We start from the raw sequence: 14,791 nt of genomic DNA on the forward strand, positions 1-14,791 counted from the left end.
CTCCCGCTGCGCATTCACGGCGGTTTTTGGAGCTGAGTGAGCAGTTTTGATCTCCCGCTGCGCATTCACGGCGGTTTTTATTGTCATATGATTACCTCACAATTCAAAAATGAAAACCCCCGGAGTCTCCGGGGGTTTTCATCATTATTCGCCTTTATTGAATTTCTTTATATTTTTGATGATGCCCTGGTCCGTCGACAGGATGCTGCCCTTATAAATCCGGGCGGCGAAGTAGACGGCCACTGCGATGGTGATCAGGATCACGAGGATGCCAGTCCACACCGTCAGGTGGGAGGTGGCCGGATCCAGCACCCTGAGCGGCATCACAAATGGTGTGAAGAACGGGAAGTAGCTTGTAATCCTGACAAGCAGGTTGCCCGGGTCGAACAGGTTGAACATGCCGAGGTACATTCCGCCGAGTGACATCATCGTCACCGGCAGCAGTGCCTGCTGCAAGTCTTCCATCCGGCTGACGAATGAACCGAGCAGAGCGGAGACCGACAGGTACAATACCAGCCCGAGCAATAAGAAGATCAGGCTGTAAACGACCATCGGCACCGTGCGATCATTCGCTTCCAGGCCGAATTCGGATATCAATGAACCGATGTCCACAAGATAGAGCACCGCAATGATCGTCACGACGAAGAAAAACAGCTGGGTGAGGCTCACGCAGATGATGGCGAGTATTTTCGCAAACAGATGGTTGACCGGCGAGACGCTCGAGACGATCATTTCAATGACCCTCGATGATTTCTCCATCGCGATTTCGGTGCCGATCTGGCTGGCGTAGTTGATGACGATGAAGAACATGACGAATACGGTGATATAGAAGATGACGACGTTCAAATAGTTCGGCTCTTCGATTTCAATGATTTCTCCTGTGTCAGCGTCCGTCACTGCAGCGCCGGTGTCGTAATCGATCGTGATGCCGGCTGCCATCAAGTTTGCTTCCTCCTCCGACAGATCAAGGGACTCGATGACCATCTGACGATTGACCGCGTCCAACGCCATTTCAATTTCCGTCTGCTGTGCGGTGTTGACTTCATTGTCGCTTTCCACGGTTGCGGACAGCGGCACGGTCTCTTCAACCGTCAATGTGATGTCACCGCCACTGTCCACCACGTCGATATCGTCACTGATTTCCGACATCACTGCCTGAAACTGTGCGGTGAATGTTTCGGAAGCCTCGACTTCGATTGTGCCGACTTCTTCCGAACCGTCGAATAGATTCATGATCTTATCGAAGTTGCCGGCAAGGATGATCAGCAGCATCACTATGATGGTGGTGATGATGAATGATTTCGCTTTGACTTTGGAGAGGTAGGTGTGCCTGAAAGTGGTCATGAATTTATTCATATTGACGACCCACTTTCGCAATGAAGATATCATTCAGGGAAGGTTCGTTCACCTGGAACCGTTTGAAATAACCGAGTTTGATGATCTCGTTATAAATGTCTTCAGCATATCTCTCTTCGGAAATCCTGATGACATTCTTGTTACGGTTGGTCTTCATCTCAATCACACCCGGAAAATCCTTTAAAAATGAAATATCATGCCGCCCCTCGATGATCAGTTCTTTCTGGCCGAAGTCCGCTTTGATGTCATCAATATTCCCGCTGACGACCTGGGTCCCCTTATTCAAGATGCACAGCTCTTCGCACAGTTCCTCCACATGGTCCATGCGGTGTGTGCTGAATAATATGGTGGCACCATTATGATTCAGGTTCTTCACGGCTTTCTTCAAAATCTCCACATTCACGGGGTCGAGTCCGCTGAACGGTTCATCGAGGATGATCAGTTCCGGTTCATGGATGATCGAAGCGATCAGCTGGATCTTCTGCTGGTTGCCTTTCGACAGTTTTTCTATCTTCTTGTGCTTGTTTTCCGGCACCTCGAATTCTTCCAGCCAGAACTCCAGCTTTTCATCGATCTCGTGCTTCTTCATGCCTTTGAGTCTGGCCAGATACTGGATCTGTTCATCGACCCGGAGTTTCGGATGGAGCCCGCGTTCTTCCGGCAGATAGCCGATGCTGTCCGTCATTTCATAGCCGATTTTTTCACCCTTATATGTAATCTCTCCGGCGGTCGGTGCGAGCAGGCCGAGGAGCATCCGGAAAGTCGTCGTTTTGCCGGCCCCGTTGCCGCCTAAAAATCCGTACATGCTGCCGGCCGGCACTTCAATATTGATGGTGTCCACTGCTGTAAAGTCCCCGAATCTTTTCGTCAGATCTGAAAGTATGAGGCTCATATTTATTCCCCCTTGGATAAAATTAGTTTATCATATTAGAATACGCGTCAAACAGTAAAAACAAAATGAGGAATCAATCATGGGAAATATAAAGGAAAATAAAACATCTGCAGCGACTTTCAGGGACTTCATGTCTTTATTGGAGAGGACGCGGGTGAATAAAGGGCTGTTCATCACAGGCATCATCCTGTCCTTCTTCGGTACGGCCGGTTCGCTGATCGTACCGCTCCTGACGCAGTCTTTCATCGACGGCTTCAACACCGAAATGTTCACGGCCGGCCTGGCCGCGGCGATCATCGGCCTGTTTCTGGTGAGTGCGGTGCTGGACGGCATCTCGTATTATGTCCTCGCAAAAGTCGGGCAGACGATCATCCGGCGCCTCCGGGAGATGGTGTGGGATAAGTTCCTGAAACTGCCCGTGAAATATTATGATGCGACGAAGAGCGGTGAATCCGTGAGCAGGCTGGTCAACGATACAGCCATCATCAAAAATTTGATCACTTCGCATTTCCCCCAGGTGATCACCGGGACACTGTCCATCGTCGGGGCTGTCATCATCCTTTTCATACTGGACTGGCGGATGTCTTTGATCATGTTCATATCGGTGCCGCTGTCACTTTTCGTCATACTGCCGCTCGGGCGCCGTATGGGCAGGATATCGAAGCAGCTGCAGGATGAGACCGCAACTTTCACAGGGACCTCCCAGGAGACGCTGGGGGAGATCCGTCTGATGAAATCATTCAACGGTGAAGCGTATGAGCGGAAGAGCGGCCGCAGGGGCATCCAAACCTTATACAGGTACGGTATGAAGGAGGCATTCATCAATGCACTGCTTTCACCCATCATGTCGACTGTCATGATGTTCGTCATCATCCTGATCATCGCGTACGGCGGTCTGCGTGTCGCCGACGGCACGATGACCATAGGGACGATGGTCGCATTCCTGCTGTATCTGTTTCAGATCATCATGCCGATGACCATGTTTGCCATGTTCTTCACCGAGCTCAATAAAGCACTCGGGGCGACGGAGCGGATCATCGGCATCTTGAAGATGGCGGATGAGCCGGATGCCGGTACGGCCAAAAAGCAAGAGATCACATTCAACAGCATCGCATTCGATGATGTCAGTTTCGGTTATACTGAGGGGGCACCGGTCCTCGAAAACATATCGTTCCGGGCGGAACCCGATCAGAAAGTGGCATTCGTCGGGCCGAGCGGCAGCGGTAAATCGACGATATTCTCGCTGATTGAACGGTATTATGAAATCGATGAGGGCCGGATTCTGATCGACGGCGAGGACATCAGGAACATCCCCGTGTACGAACTGCGCAAAAACATCGGCTATGTGGCACAGGAAAGTGCGATCGTCTCGGGCACCATACGTGAGAACATCACTTACGGACTGCGGGAGGGTGAATATAGTGAAGAAGATATAGAAAGGGCGGTCCAAAGCTCATATGCTTCCGAGTTCATCGGGGAGCTTGAAGACGGCATCGATACGGAAGTCGGGGAGAGGGGCATCAAACTTTCCGGCGGCCAGCGCCAGCGGATCGGCATCGCAAGGGCTTTCCTGAAAGACCCTGAAATACTGATGCTGGATGAAGCGACAGCGAGCCTCGATTCACGTTCCGAGCGGTTCGTGCAGGAAGCGCTGGATGAGCTGATGAAAGGGCGCACGGTACTGGTGATTGCGCACCGCCTCAGCACGATCATCAATTCAGACAATATCTTCTTCATTGAAAACGGACATCTGACAGGCAGCGGGACGCATACCGAATTGATGCGCATGCACGCCATGTATAAGACGTTTACGGACCAGCAGTTCACTCGGGATCAGGGGTTGAGGACGTGATTGAACTCTATCATGCATTCGCACCCCTCATACCTGTCTTTTTCCTGTTATTCATCGGCATCGTGACGGTTTTTTTGGTGTTGAATAAAACAACCGGTCATGAACTGAATAGCCTCAAGCGGAAAATCCACCTGCTCCTATATATAGGGTTCACCGTAAATATCGCCGGCATGCTGCTGGTCACGCTGATGCCGACGGATTACCCGGACAGGATGGTGCAGCTGATACCTTTCCTGAGCATCATCGAAACGTTGGAGTATGCGACACCGCGGGCGATCTTCAATTCAATCGTGCTGAATGTCATATTGTTCATACCATTCGGTTTTTTCACATACATTTTGACAAGGCGGCCCCTGTTCACGATTTCCCTTGCCATCACCGTTTCCTTCACCATCGAAGTGCTTCAATATGTGCTGCCGATCGGGAGGATATCGAACATCGATGATGTGATATTGAACACCGCAGGCGGCATCATCGGGATGCTGTGCGGCATGCTTGCTTTAAAAACACAGATTGTTTATAATATTCTCACAAAGGGAAAGGGAAAGTAACGCAAAACAAACAAAGGGGGTTTTGCCATATGGATAAGAACAGGCATTTATACGATTTGAAAGAGCATATACTTTCAGAAAATGAAGCCATCGGACCGGAGCTGATCGGGACCATCGAATTCGAAAGCGACGGACGCTATATTTTCCAGGGTTCCCTGGTACCGACGACGGACCGGTTATTCGTCAATATAGAGAGTACTGATGGGGAGCTTCAGTATCATCAGCTCGATTATACGGACATTTCATTGGTCACAGTGGAAAACCGGCCTTTATCAGGCAGGATCGTCCATTTCTGGATCGGGAAGAAAGTTGAAGTATCGATGAATGTGACGCATGAGAAGAACTTGAAGAAGTTTTTGGAGTTCTACCGCAAGCACAGGGCGCGCGCATTGAAATATGACAACTACATCTTTGAAAAAGCGCGTGGAATATGAATTTTTAAAAAGACCGGTCAAAAACCGGTCTTTTTATTGTATAATGGAGGGGATATTTTTTAGGAGCAATCATTTATGAAGATTAAGATTTTAATGCTGCTGACAGGCGTCCTTATATTGACCGGCTGCAGCAACTTCAGGGAAACAAGTGTATCGGAAGATGGGGAGATCCGTATGCTGATGACGGATAACGAGGGAGAGGTGGAAATCCCGGCAAACCCTGAACGCATGGTGCTGATGCGGCCGGTCGATGTGCTCAATGCGCACCTTTTGGGCGGCGACATCGCAGCCGTGACGGAGACCGTGCGTGATAATGAATTCGTCAATGCACATCTCGATGATGTGGCCTTCGTCGGGGAAGAAGATTTCGATGCAGTGCATGAGGCCGATCCCGACCTCGTCATCATCAGCAGCCAGCATATGGGGCGCAGTGAGTATCAGGAACTGGCTCCGACGCTTTCACTCAATTACAGTGATGAATTCTTCAATTCATATGGAGACCGCGTATATTTGATGCAGCTTGCCAAGATGGGCGTGATCCTCGGCGCACGGGAAGAGGCGGAGGCACTCACGAACGACTGGATGGAACGGATGACCGAACACAGGCGTGCACTCGATTTCGACCCGGGTCAATATGAGGCGGCAGTGCTGGTCGAAGGGGCGGAAGGCTTCTTCATCTATGATGAATATTCATCATACGGCACCGAGATCATGTACGACCTTTTGAATTTCGACGTTGCCGAAGACATGCGCGGGCTGAGGCATGAGGAACCGTTCAGGCAGTTCCGCCCGGCGGAGCTCGAGGGGCTCGGCACCGATTATGCACTGGTCAATAAACGCCCCGGGACCGACGGGGAGGCACTCGCCGCTGAACTATCGGAGGTGCTGGGCATTCCCGGGGCGCATGTCCTTGTCGTCGAATCGGAGGACTTCATCACCAACGATTTGATCTCGCTTGAAGGCCAGGCCCGCATCATCATTGAAAAGTTCGAGTGAAGTGGATGCCGTGACGCATCCGCTTTTTTTATGTATGATGAAAGCATTAAGGACGGTGGTCATATGACAACGGAAAATATTCACCCTGAAGAGTTCGGATACCATTTTTCAAGCGGGAACTTCGATAGGATTTACAGGCAGACGGCCTCACTGTTCAAAGCCCGAATGAATATGGATGATTTTGCCGAAGCGGCGGAAGAGTTCAGGGACGGCACCGAAAAGTTCCAACTGAAGCATCAGTCGCAGCTGGAACCCGGCATCAGACGGTTCTGCTGGGTGGATGCCGGGACTGAACGGATGATCGTCACGGCTTTCAATGATGCCGGTGAGATCGTCGGTGTCCAGTTCGATATATATGAAAAGTTCAAAACGGACCGGGTGCTCACCATCAACCGCTACCAGCTGCCGTTCACCGGTGAATGGTTCGTGCTGTGGGGCGGTGCGAACAACTTCGTGAACTACCATTATCCGCATAAACATCAGCGCTATGCCTATGACTTCATCAGGAAAGAGGGGGGCATGGCACACTCCGGCGACCCGGATGATCTGAACGCATATTACGCCTACAGCAGTCCCGTGACGGCGCCTGCTGCCGGTAAAGTGGTGCGGGTGCTGGAGGGTATCGCCGATAACGCACCGTTCGAGATGAATACGGATGCCCCGGAAGGGAATGCGATCATCATCGAACATGCGAACAAAGAGTATTCGCTGCTCGCCCATCTCAGGAACCGTTCGATCCTGGTCGAAGCGGGTGATGAGGTGTCTGCCGGCGAAATGATTGCGCAGTGCGGCAACAGCGGCGCTTCCGACACGCCGCACCTCCATTTTCACGTGATGGACGGCATCGAACCCCATGAAGCGGACGCCATACGCATCCAGTTCGCCTCCGGACGCGAACCTGTGCAGGGGGATACTGTGAGGGGGCGAAAGTGATGGAGATAAAGGCCCGCGGCCCTTACAGTTTCGAAGAGACGTTACGGTATATGAAGCGGCAGGATGACTGCCTCTACACTGTGAAGAATGATGCGGTCTATAAGGCTGAGCGGTTCGGCGGCCGTAAAGTGCTGATGAAGCTGACTGCCGGAGAAAAGAACGGTGTGCGCGTCGAAGTTTTATTGAACGAAGGGGCGGCCCTCGAAGAGATACGGGAGTACTGCATCGAATGGCTGGATCTGGATTATAATCTGGAGGCTTTTTATGCGTTCGCCCGGAAAGATGCACGTTTAAGACGGGTGGTTGAAAAGCGTCACGGCTACAGGATGGTCGGAAAAGTCGATATCGTCGATGCCTTCCTGTGGGCGATACTCGGCCAGCAGATCAACATGGCTTTTGCGTACGTCCTGAAGCGTCGTATCATCGAACATCATGACCATCATGTCGAGTATGAAGGCGGAAAATACCCTCTGCTGCCCAGTGCGGCGGAGATAGCCGCAATGCGCGGTGAAGTGTTGCGGGGGATGCAGATTTCGGGGCGGAAAACGGAATATATACACAGTGTGATGCACAGTGTCGATGCCGGAGAACTTTCAAAATCACACCTTCGGACATTCGATGAATATGACGGAATGTTGAAATATATGACCGGCTACAGGGGCATCGGTCCGTGGAGCGCGAATACGGTGCTGATGCGCACTTTGAAATGCAGGAACGCCGTGCCCGTCGGTGATGCCGGGATCAAAAATGCACTCCGGCACGTCGACGGCATGGATGCGGCCCCGTCCAGGGCATACATCGACAAAGTCACCGGCGCATGGGGCGATTTTGGGATGTACGGCACCCTTTACATGTGGGAAATGCTGTAAAACCCGTTGAAGATCAAAAATAAACCCATCAGCCGACGGGTTTATTTTTGATCTTCATCACGCCGCGGCGTCTCGCGTCTGAATGCGACGATGAGGCTGACGACGACGATGAGTACGAGGCCGAACATCAGCGGGATGCGGAATTGTTCGGGGATGCTGTCGTGCAGGAAATAGTAGATTGCGATGGCGGCGATGAAAGTGAGCAGAAAGTTGAGCCATTTATATGCAGCAGTGTCCATAAGACCTCCAGATTATTGATGTGATTGATAGTCATCCATTTTTAATAATGTTATCATAAATTTAAAGGGAACCATTACTAAATAGGAGGAATTAACATGAATTATATTATGAGCATTCAGTTACTCCCGCATTATCCCGATAAGAATGAAGTATTTTCAAACGTGGACAGTGCCATCGATATCATTGAAAACAGCGGTCTCACGCATTTTGTCGGCCCGATGGAAACGACGGTCGAGGGCAGCATCGATGAACTGTTGAACCTTGTGAAAAAATTGAACAGCCATCTGGGGGAAGACGGTGCAGACAGGGTGATCAACAATATCAAACTTGTCCAGTCGTCTGAAAAAATCTCCATCAAAGAGATCCTGAAAGATTACTATGAGTTCGACGAAGAAGAGTAAGCAGGAAGCATCAGGGGCGGGGTGGAACTATGGCGAAATGTCCGATATGCGGGCATGCGTGGACCTATAGACAAAAAGTGCTGGGGTATGCACTGAAGCCGAGGACGCGGACGAAGTGCCCGGCCTGCCGTGCATACATCGAGCCGTCCACCGCATCGATCATCTTCGATTATATGGCGATCATCGCCCTGGCGGCGCTCGTCTTTGCCGGCATCCCGCTCATGCACCTGCCGGTGACGACTTCGGTCATGCTGACGGGTGCCCTCATACTCATCTATATATTGGTGATCATACCGTTGACCGTCCGCTTCAAACAATATGATTATAATATTAAAACACCCGGCTAGGGTGTTTTTTATTTTGCCTGCAGGCGGGCTGGGGTGGAAGCTGTGGAACCGCAACATCAATCCGCAACCGCCTCAAAGGTTACGAATCCGGATGATTTCCATAATAAACTTCACCGCGCACAATTGTCATTACCAGCTCTTTATCCTCATCATACATCACGAGGTCCGCAGGATGCCCTGCACGGATCAGTCCGCGTTCGCCCGTCAAGCCGAGCGATTGCAACGCATTATATGAAGTCATCCTCACGATGTCGGTCCAGCCGCAGCCTGTGAACTCAAACATGTTTTTAACCGCCTGTTTCATCGTGAGCACGCTGCCGGCAAGCGTGCCGTCTGCAAGACGCGCCGCGCCGCCCTCGACGAACACCTCCTGGCCGCCGAGATCATATACGCCGTCGCCGAGCCCCTGCGCCCGCATGGCATCGGTGATCATGATCATCCTGCCGGAAGTGATGTTGTCATAGGCGAGCTTGACCATTTCGGGGGCCGAGTGGATGCCGTCGGCAATGAGCTCCACATAAGCATCGCCGAGGAAGCTGTAGCCGACGACCCCCGGCTCCCGGTGATGGAGCCCGCGCATCCCGTTGTAGAGGTGCGTGATGTGCTGGAGGCCGTGACGGCGCGCATCTTCGAGCTGCCGGTATGCCGCATCCGTATGGCCGGCGGAGGGGAGGATGCCGAGCGCCTTCATCACCGAAGGCATTTCATATCCCGCATCCTCCTCGGGCGCGTATGTCATGATGCGGATCCGGTTTCCGGACCACGCCTGCAGTTTGCGGAGTGTGTCTGCATCCGGCGGCAGTATGCACCCAGGGTCCTGTGCACCAGGGTGCTTCCCGGAAATGAAAGGTCCCTCCAGATGGATGCCAAGCATTTCGGCGCCGCCGGCATATCGATGGGCGGAAAGGTTTTCGAGCGCGGCCTGGATGTCCGAAAGTGCAGTCGTCATGGTCGTCGCCAGGAATGCGGTCGTGCCCGTCCGGGGCAGGTGCCGGCTGATGGCAGTGATATAATTTTCATCCGCATCCATGGCATCCACACCGGCCGCGCCGTGAATATGAATTTCCACGGCCCCGGGCATGAGGTGCCGTCCCCTGCCGTCGATCGTCCGGGCCGCAGAAGGGGTTTCAGGCATCGGCCCGGCGGATGAAATAATTCCCCCCTCGATCAGCAGCCAGTGGTTTTCAAGCACTGATTCATGGGTGACGAGTGCGATATTCGTGATCAACAAAGACATGACGGATGCCCCCTTAAATGTAATTTAACAAAAAAACTGACTATTTCCACATTATTTTATGTGTGGTACATTTGTGTAAGACACACGTTGTACATATTTTATCATTTTTTCATGAGGGGGAGAAATATGTTTCGTTATATTCAAAACATGGGGCGTGCGTTCATGCTACCGGTGGCGGTGCTGCCGGCAGCGGCAATCCTGCTCGGTATCGGGTATGCCATCGATCCGGACGGCTGGGGGGAGAATAACCTTGCTGCGGCGGTGCTGATTAATGCAGGGAACGGGATTCTGGATCATCTGGCGCTGATATTCGCTGTGGGTCTCGCATTCGGCATGTCGAGGGACAAGAGCGGAGCGGCAGCTCTTTCGGGCCTGGTATCATTCCTTGTAGTGATCACTCTGCTCAGTGCCGATGCGGTCGCAATGTATACGGGTACATCGCCGGATGAAGTGAATGCGGCGTTCGGGGTCATCGAGAACAACGTTTTGATCGGCATTGTGACGGGTCTGATCGCCGCAGCACTTTACAACAGGTTCAGTGACGTGAAGCTGCCGGAGTACCTGGCTTTCTTCAGCGGCCGCCGTGCGGTGCCGATCATCGCATCATTCGTCATGATTGTCGTCAGTCTGGTTTTATTTTTCCTATGGCCGTTCCTTTACGGGGCGCTCGTGACATTCGGTGGATGGATACTGAACATGGGGGCGGTCGGTGCGGGGATTTACGGGTTTGCCAACCGGCTGCTGATTCCGACGGGTCTGCACCACGCCCTGAATTCGATCTTCTGGTGGGACACAGTCGGCATCAACGACATCCCGAATTTCCTTTCCGGCTCGGGTGAACAGGGGATCACCGGCCGTTATCAGGCAGGGTTCTTCCCGATCATGATGTTCGGACTGCCCGGTGCGGCACTTGCGATGTATCATACCGCTAAATCGAAGTATAAGAAGGCGGCAGGGTCGCTCCTGATCACGGCTTCGCTCACCGCTTTCCTGACGGGGGTCACGGAGCCTATGGAATTCTCATTCATGTTCCTGGCACCGCTCCTGTATGTGGTCCATGCACTGCTCACGGGACTCTCGATGTTCATTGCGGCCTCATTCGAGTGGACGGCAGGCTTCGGTTTCAGCGCGGGCCTCGTCGATATGGTGCTCAGCCTGAACAATCCGGTTGCGAACCAGCCGTGGATGCTGCTTGTGCAGGGCGTCTTCTTCTTCATCCTTTACTATGTCATCTTCAGGGCACTCATCCCTGCACTTGATTTGAAGACGCCGGGCCGGGACGATGCGGTCCTGAGCACTGATGGTGAAACTGCAGACCCGGATGAAGAAGCGGTCCAAAAATCCGGTGCGGACGACAAGTATACACGGAAGGCGGATCAGATCATGATCGGCCTCGGCGGCAAGGGGAACATCGATACGGTCGATTACTGTACGACACGCCTCCGCGTCAATGTCCACGATGAATCGAAAGTGGATGAGGGGCAGATAAAAGCTGCGGGCGTGCACGGCATCGCAAGACCCGGCAAAAACAATGTCCAGGTCGTCGTCGGCACCGAAGTCGAACATGTTGCGGAAGAAATGAAGAAACTGATGTAAACGGGGCACCTCTTCCGGGGTGCTTTCTTTATTGCCGAACGGGTAAAGATGGTAGTATGTATGTAAAGCGCAGGGGGGATCCGGCATGTTTTCATATCATCATCCCGTCAAGATCCATTTTGGACCGGGGATATTTTCGGAACTGTATCATGTACTCGAACCTTATAATTTTTCGTCTTTCATCATCGTCATGTCGAATTCCCAGATCGATAACGGATTGGACCGTCTGGTGGCTTCGCAGTTTGGGGATGACGTCAAAGACGTGGTGACCGGCATCACGCCGAATCCGACGCTCGAGGACGTCCGCCGGATCGTCACCGTGATGGAGGAACATGAGGCGGACTGCCTCATTGCGATCGGCGGCGGCTCGGTGATGGATGCAGCGAAGGCGGCCGGGGCCGTTTATTTGCAGAGCATCGATATCAATCATCTGCTGGAGCATACGGATTTTTCCGAAAGCCTGCCGGTGATTGCGATACCGACGACGAGCGGTTCGGGATCCGAAGTGACGCCGACGAGTGTCATCAGTGATGAAGCGCACAGGCTGAAAGTGCCGCTCATAGGGGAAGGGCTGTATCCGGAGGCTGCGGTGGTGGACCCGGAGCTGACCCTGACACTGCCGGCCGCGGTCACAGCGGTTTCCGGCATCGATGTGATCTGTCATGCACTGGACTGCCTGGGATCTGCCGGCCATAATACGATATCGGATGCACTTGCCGTGTCGGCTGCGAAACTTGCATTTGAAAACCTTGAACGTGCATATCATGAGCCGATGAACACCGGGGTGCGGGAAAACATGTCGGGCGCAAGCCTGATGGCGGGCGTTGCCGTTTCACAGACCGGCACTGCGGGCTCGCATGCGATGAGTTATCATCTGACTTCCCATTACGATGTACCGCACGGGGAGGCCTGCGCACTGACGGCGGGTGAGTGGTATATCGTCAACGCGGGGGCGAACCTGAAGCTCGATGACCACGCGAGGATGATCGGGTTTGAGGATGCCCGTGATTTGAAGCGCGGTCTTGATGAACTGAAGCTCGCGACAGGACTTGCCATGACAATCGACGATCTTGGCATCGACCGTGGGGAGATGAAGGCGATCGTCGAGCGGGGATTCGAATACCGTGATATGAAGAACAATATTGCACAACCAGATCAGGCGGAAGTGCTTAAGTTTTTAAGTGAAAAGTGAATCTGGTATAATGACTGCAAAATGGAAAAGGGACTGAACTATGGCAGGAAAAAAATACATCAGGGTCGTCGGGGCGGTCATCGTGAATTCCGATGATGAAATATTATGCGCCCAGCGACCTTCGGATAAGAATCTGGCACTGAAATGGGAATTTCCCGGTGGCAAGGTGGAACAAGGCGAAACTGAAACAGAGGCACTGACGCGCGAACTTCATGAGGAAATGGAATGCCGGATTGAAGTGTCCGATAAAATCACGACGACGGTATACGAATATGATTTCGGCATCGTGGAACTCACCACTTATTATGCGGAAGTGCTTGCAGGGGAAATCAAACTTTTGGAACATGTCGATATGAAATGGATGAGCCGGGAGAACATCGGTGACCTTGACTGGGCACCGGCGGATATACCGGCAATAGAATTAATCCAAAACAAAAGGGAGCTATCAAGCAGATGAAAGTCTCGATAATAGGGGCAGGTAACGGTGGAATTGTAGCAGCGGCGGATTTGACTGAAAAGGGACATGAAGTGACTTTATACCATTCAAAGAATGCTTTGAAGGATCCACACCCGAATATCATAGAAGGGAACGTGGGCTTCAAGGGCAGACTGGTCCACTTTCAGCAGTATACACAGGATCCGAAACTGGCTGTGGCCGAGGCGGAAGTCATCATGACCTGCCTGCCGACCAACGCACTGCTCGATATCTTCAAAGAGATCAGTCCGCATCTGAAAGACGGACAGATGATCTATATCAACGGTGCAAGTTCGATGTTCAGCATTTTGATCCATAATTATCTGAAGGAGACCAGACCGGAGCTTGAAGTTTATGTCGGCGAATCCATGTCGCTCACATATGCGGCGAGGTATGACTACACGGCAAACGAGGCGGAGGTCATCCTTTACAGTCATCACAATCTGTTCAGTGCATATCCGGCGGCACATACCGGCATCATGCTTGAAAAACTGAACCGGATGTATGATTGTTTCGTGCCGGCGAAAAACGTGATGGAACCGGCCCTGAACAACGGTAATCCGGAAAGCCATCCGGCACCGGCCATCTTAAATACGGGGTTCATCGATAATCATGGTGATGAGTTCTACCTGTATAAGGACGGGGTGACAGAGCATACGATAAAAGTGATCGAGGCAATCGATTCCGAGCGGCAGGGCATATGCAGGGCACTCGGACTTGAAGCGGTGGACAAATCCGAACGCTCCGTGCGCAGTAAGTATTTCAAGCCGGGGGAATCCCTGCAGGGCCAGTACAATACAAGCCCGATACTGAAAGACCTGGTCGGTCCGACATCACTTGAGAACCGTTACATCGTCGAAGATGTGACGAACGGCCTGATGCTGTGGAAGAGCATCGCCGAAGCGGTGAAGGTGAAGACGCCGACCATCGACTCGATCATCCATCTGACGCGGTTGATGCTGGATGAGGGATATTTCCAAAACCCGCTGACACTGGAACGGCTCGGCCTTGATGCCGGACGGGACTTGAACTCACAAGTATAGTGTGGAAGATGCCGGCCGGGGGCCGGCTTTTTCATTTCCGAAAACACCCTCAAAACTTGACCTGGGTCAATTTTTATAAGCGGAAAAGCCTCTATAATGAAGTTAAGATCAGATACAGAGGAGGCGTTATTCCATGAGGACAAATTTGAAGACAGATGACCTGACATGCCCGAGCTGCATCAAAAAGATTGAAAACAGCATCGGTAAAACGGCTGGCGTCAGCAGTGTGGATGTGAAGTTCAACCTGAATAAAGTGACCGTAGAACATGACGGGACGGTCAAAGGTGAAGAGCTGAAGCACACCATCGAAAAGCTCGGTTATCCGGTCAAGTCCATTAAAACTTCAGCGTGATAATGAAAAAAGCAGCTCAGGAGAG

Annotated in this window: 17 protein-coding genes; 13 read left to right on the forward strand and 4 right to left on the reverse strand. The window is 52.2% G+C overall.

What is annotated here, in order from left to right:
* Positions 1-144: 144 nt before the first annotated feature.
* Positions 145-1,356 (reverse strand): ABC transporter permease, encoded by a 1,212-nt coding sequence (locus BUA12_RS10885; protein WP_072710645.1) that lies wholly within the window; start codon positions 1,354-1,356, stop codon positions 145-147.
* The gene (locus BUA12_RS10890) at positions 1,349-2,248 is read right to left on the reverse strand and encodes an ABC transporter ATP-binding protein (protein WP_072710646.1); all 900 of its coding nucleotides are present in this window, start codon (positions 2,246-2,248) and stop codon (positions 1,349-1,351) included. The genes BUA12_RS10885 and BUA12_RS10890 overlap by 8 nt, the downstream gene beginning before the upstream one ends.
* A 79-nt stretch (positions 2,249-2,327) precedes the next feature.
* Here BUA12_RS10890 and BUA12_RS10895 point away from each other — a divergent pair, with 79 nt between their 5' ends.
* From BUA12_RS10895 to BUA12_RS10920, 6 genes are all read left to right on the forward strand, one after another.
* A complete protein-coding gene (locus BUA12_RS10895) occupies positions 2,328-4,100 on the forward strand; it encodes an ABC transporter ATP-binding protein (protein WP_072710647.1) in 1,773 nt (590 codons plus the stop codon).
* A complete protein-coding gene (locus tag BUA12_RS10900; protein WP_072710648.1) occupies positions 4,097-4,651 on the forward strand; it encodes a VanZ family protein in 555 nt (184 codons plus the stop codon). The genes BUA12_RS10895 and BUA12_RS10900 overlap by 4 nt, the downstream gene beginning before the upstream one ends.
* Before the next feature lie 29 nt (positions 4,652-4,680).
* On the forward strand, positions 4,681-5,085 hold the full coding sequence (locus BUA12_RS10905; RefSeq protein WP_072710649.1) for a PH domain-containing protein: 405 nt from the start codon (positions 4,681-4,683) through the stop codon (positions 5,083-5,085).
* Positions 5,086-5,160: 75 nt separating this feature from the next.
* Positions 5,161-6,081 carry an ABC transporter substrate-binding protein gene (locus tag BUA12_RS10910; RefSeq protein WP_072710650.1) on the forward strand — a complete coding sequence of 307 codons (921 nt, stop codon included), beginning with the start codon at positions 5,161-5,163 and terminating at the stop codon, positions 6,079-6,081.
* 63 nt (positions 6,082-6,144) lie between these two features.
* A complete protein-coding gene (locus tag BUA12_RS10915) occupies positions 6,145-7,014 on the forward strand; it encodes a M23 family metallopeptidase (RefSeq protein WP_072710707.1) in 870 nt (289 codons plus the stop codon).
* Complete coding sequence (locus tag BUA12_RS10920; protein WP_072710651.1) at positions 7,014-7,883, forward strand: DNA-3-methyladenine glycosylase family protein; 870 nt, start codon at positions 7,014-7,016, stop codon at positions 7,881-7,883. Before BUA12_RS10915 ends, BUA12_RS10920 begins: the two co-directional genes overlap by 1 nt.
* Before the next feature lie 41 nt (positions 7,884-7,924).
* Here BUA12_RS10920 and BUA12_RS10925 read toward each other — a convergent pair whose 3' ends face one another.
* Positions 7,925-8,122, reverse strand: coding sequence for a hypothetical protein (locus BUA12_RS10925; RefSeq protein WP_072710652.1), 198 nt, complete (start codon positions 8,120-8,122; stop codon positions 7,925-7,927).
* Between the two features lie 96 nt (positions 8,123-8,218).
* On the opposite strand from BUA12_RS10925, the gene BUA12_RS10930 reads away from it, so the two are divergent.
* A complete protein-coding gene (locus tag BUA12_RS10930; protein ID WP_072710653.1) occupies positions 8,219-8,524 on the forward strand; it encodes a thiamine-binding protein in 306 nt (101 codons plus the stop codon).
* A 29-nt stretch (positions 8,525-8,553) separates the two neighbouring features.
* On the forward strand, positions 8,554-8,871 hold the full coding sequence (locus tag BUA12_RS10935; protein ID WP_072710654.1) for a hypothetical protein: 318 nt from the start codon (positions 8,554-8,556) through the stop codon (positions 8,869-8,871).
* Positions 8,872-8,950: 79 nt separating this feature from the next.
* Here BUA12_RS10935 and nagA read toward each other — a convergent pair whose 3' ends face one another.
* Entirely contained in the window at positions 8,951-10,108 is a 1,158-nt protein-coding gene (gene nagA / locus BUA12_RS10940; protein ID WP_072710655.1) for an N-acetylglucosamine-6-phosphate deacetylase, read from the reverse strand.
* A 126-nt stretch (positions 10,109-10,234) separates the two neighbouring features.
* Here nagA and nagE point away from each other — a divergent pair, with 126 nt between their 5' ends.
* The 5 genes from nagE to BUA12_RS10965 all read left to right on the forward strand — a co-directional run bounded on the left by nagE (position 10,235) and on the right by BUA12_RS10965 (position 14,766).
* Positions 10,235-11,704, forward strand: coding sequence for an N-acetylglucosamine-specific PTS transporter subunit IIBC (nagE, locus tag BUA12_RS10945; protein ID WP_072710656.1), 1,470 nt, complete (start codon positions 10,235-10,237; stop codon positions 11,702-11,704).
* Positions 11,705-11,789: 85 nt separating this feature from the next.
* A complete protein-coding gene (locus BUA12_RS10950; RefSeq protein ID WP_072710657.1) occupies positions 11,790-12,896 on the forward strand; it encodes an iron-containing alcohol dehydrogenase in 1,107 nt (368 codons plus the stop codon).
* 40 nt (positions 12,897-12,936) lie between these two features.
* Complete coding sequence (locus tag BUA12_RS10955; RefSeq protein ID WP_072710658.1) at positions 12,937-13,353, forward strand: (deoxy)nucleoside triphosphate pyrophosphohydrolase; 417 nt, start codon at positions 12,937-12,939, stop codon at positions 13,351-13,353.
* Positions 13,350-14,414: an NAD/NADP octopine/nopaline dehydrogenase family protein gene (locus tag BUA12_RS10960; protein ID WP_072710659.1), complete on the forward strand. Its 1,065-nt coding sequence runs from the start codon at positions 13,350-13,352 to the stop codon at positions 14,412-14,414. Before BUA12_RS10955 ends, BUA12_RS10960 begins: the two co-directional genes overlap by 4 nt.
* Positions 14,415-14,547: 133 nt before the next feature.
* On the forward strand, positions 14,548-14,766 hold the full coding sequence (locus BUA12_RS10965) for a heavy-metal-associated domain-containing protein (protein WP_072710660.1): 219 nt from the start codon (positions 14,548-14,550) through the stop codon (positions 14,764-14,766).
* Positions 14,767-14,791 lie beyond the last annotated feature (25 nt).

It is taken from the genome of Lacicoccus alkaliphilus DSM 16010, assembly GCF_900142805.1.
Classification (GTDB): domain Bacteria; phylum Bacillota; class Bacilli; order Staphylococcales; family Salinicoccaceae; genus Lacicoccus; species Lacicoccus alkaliphilus.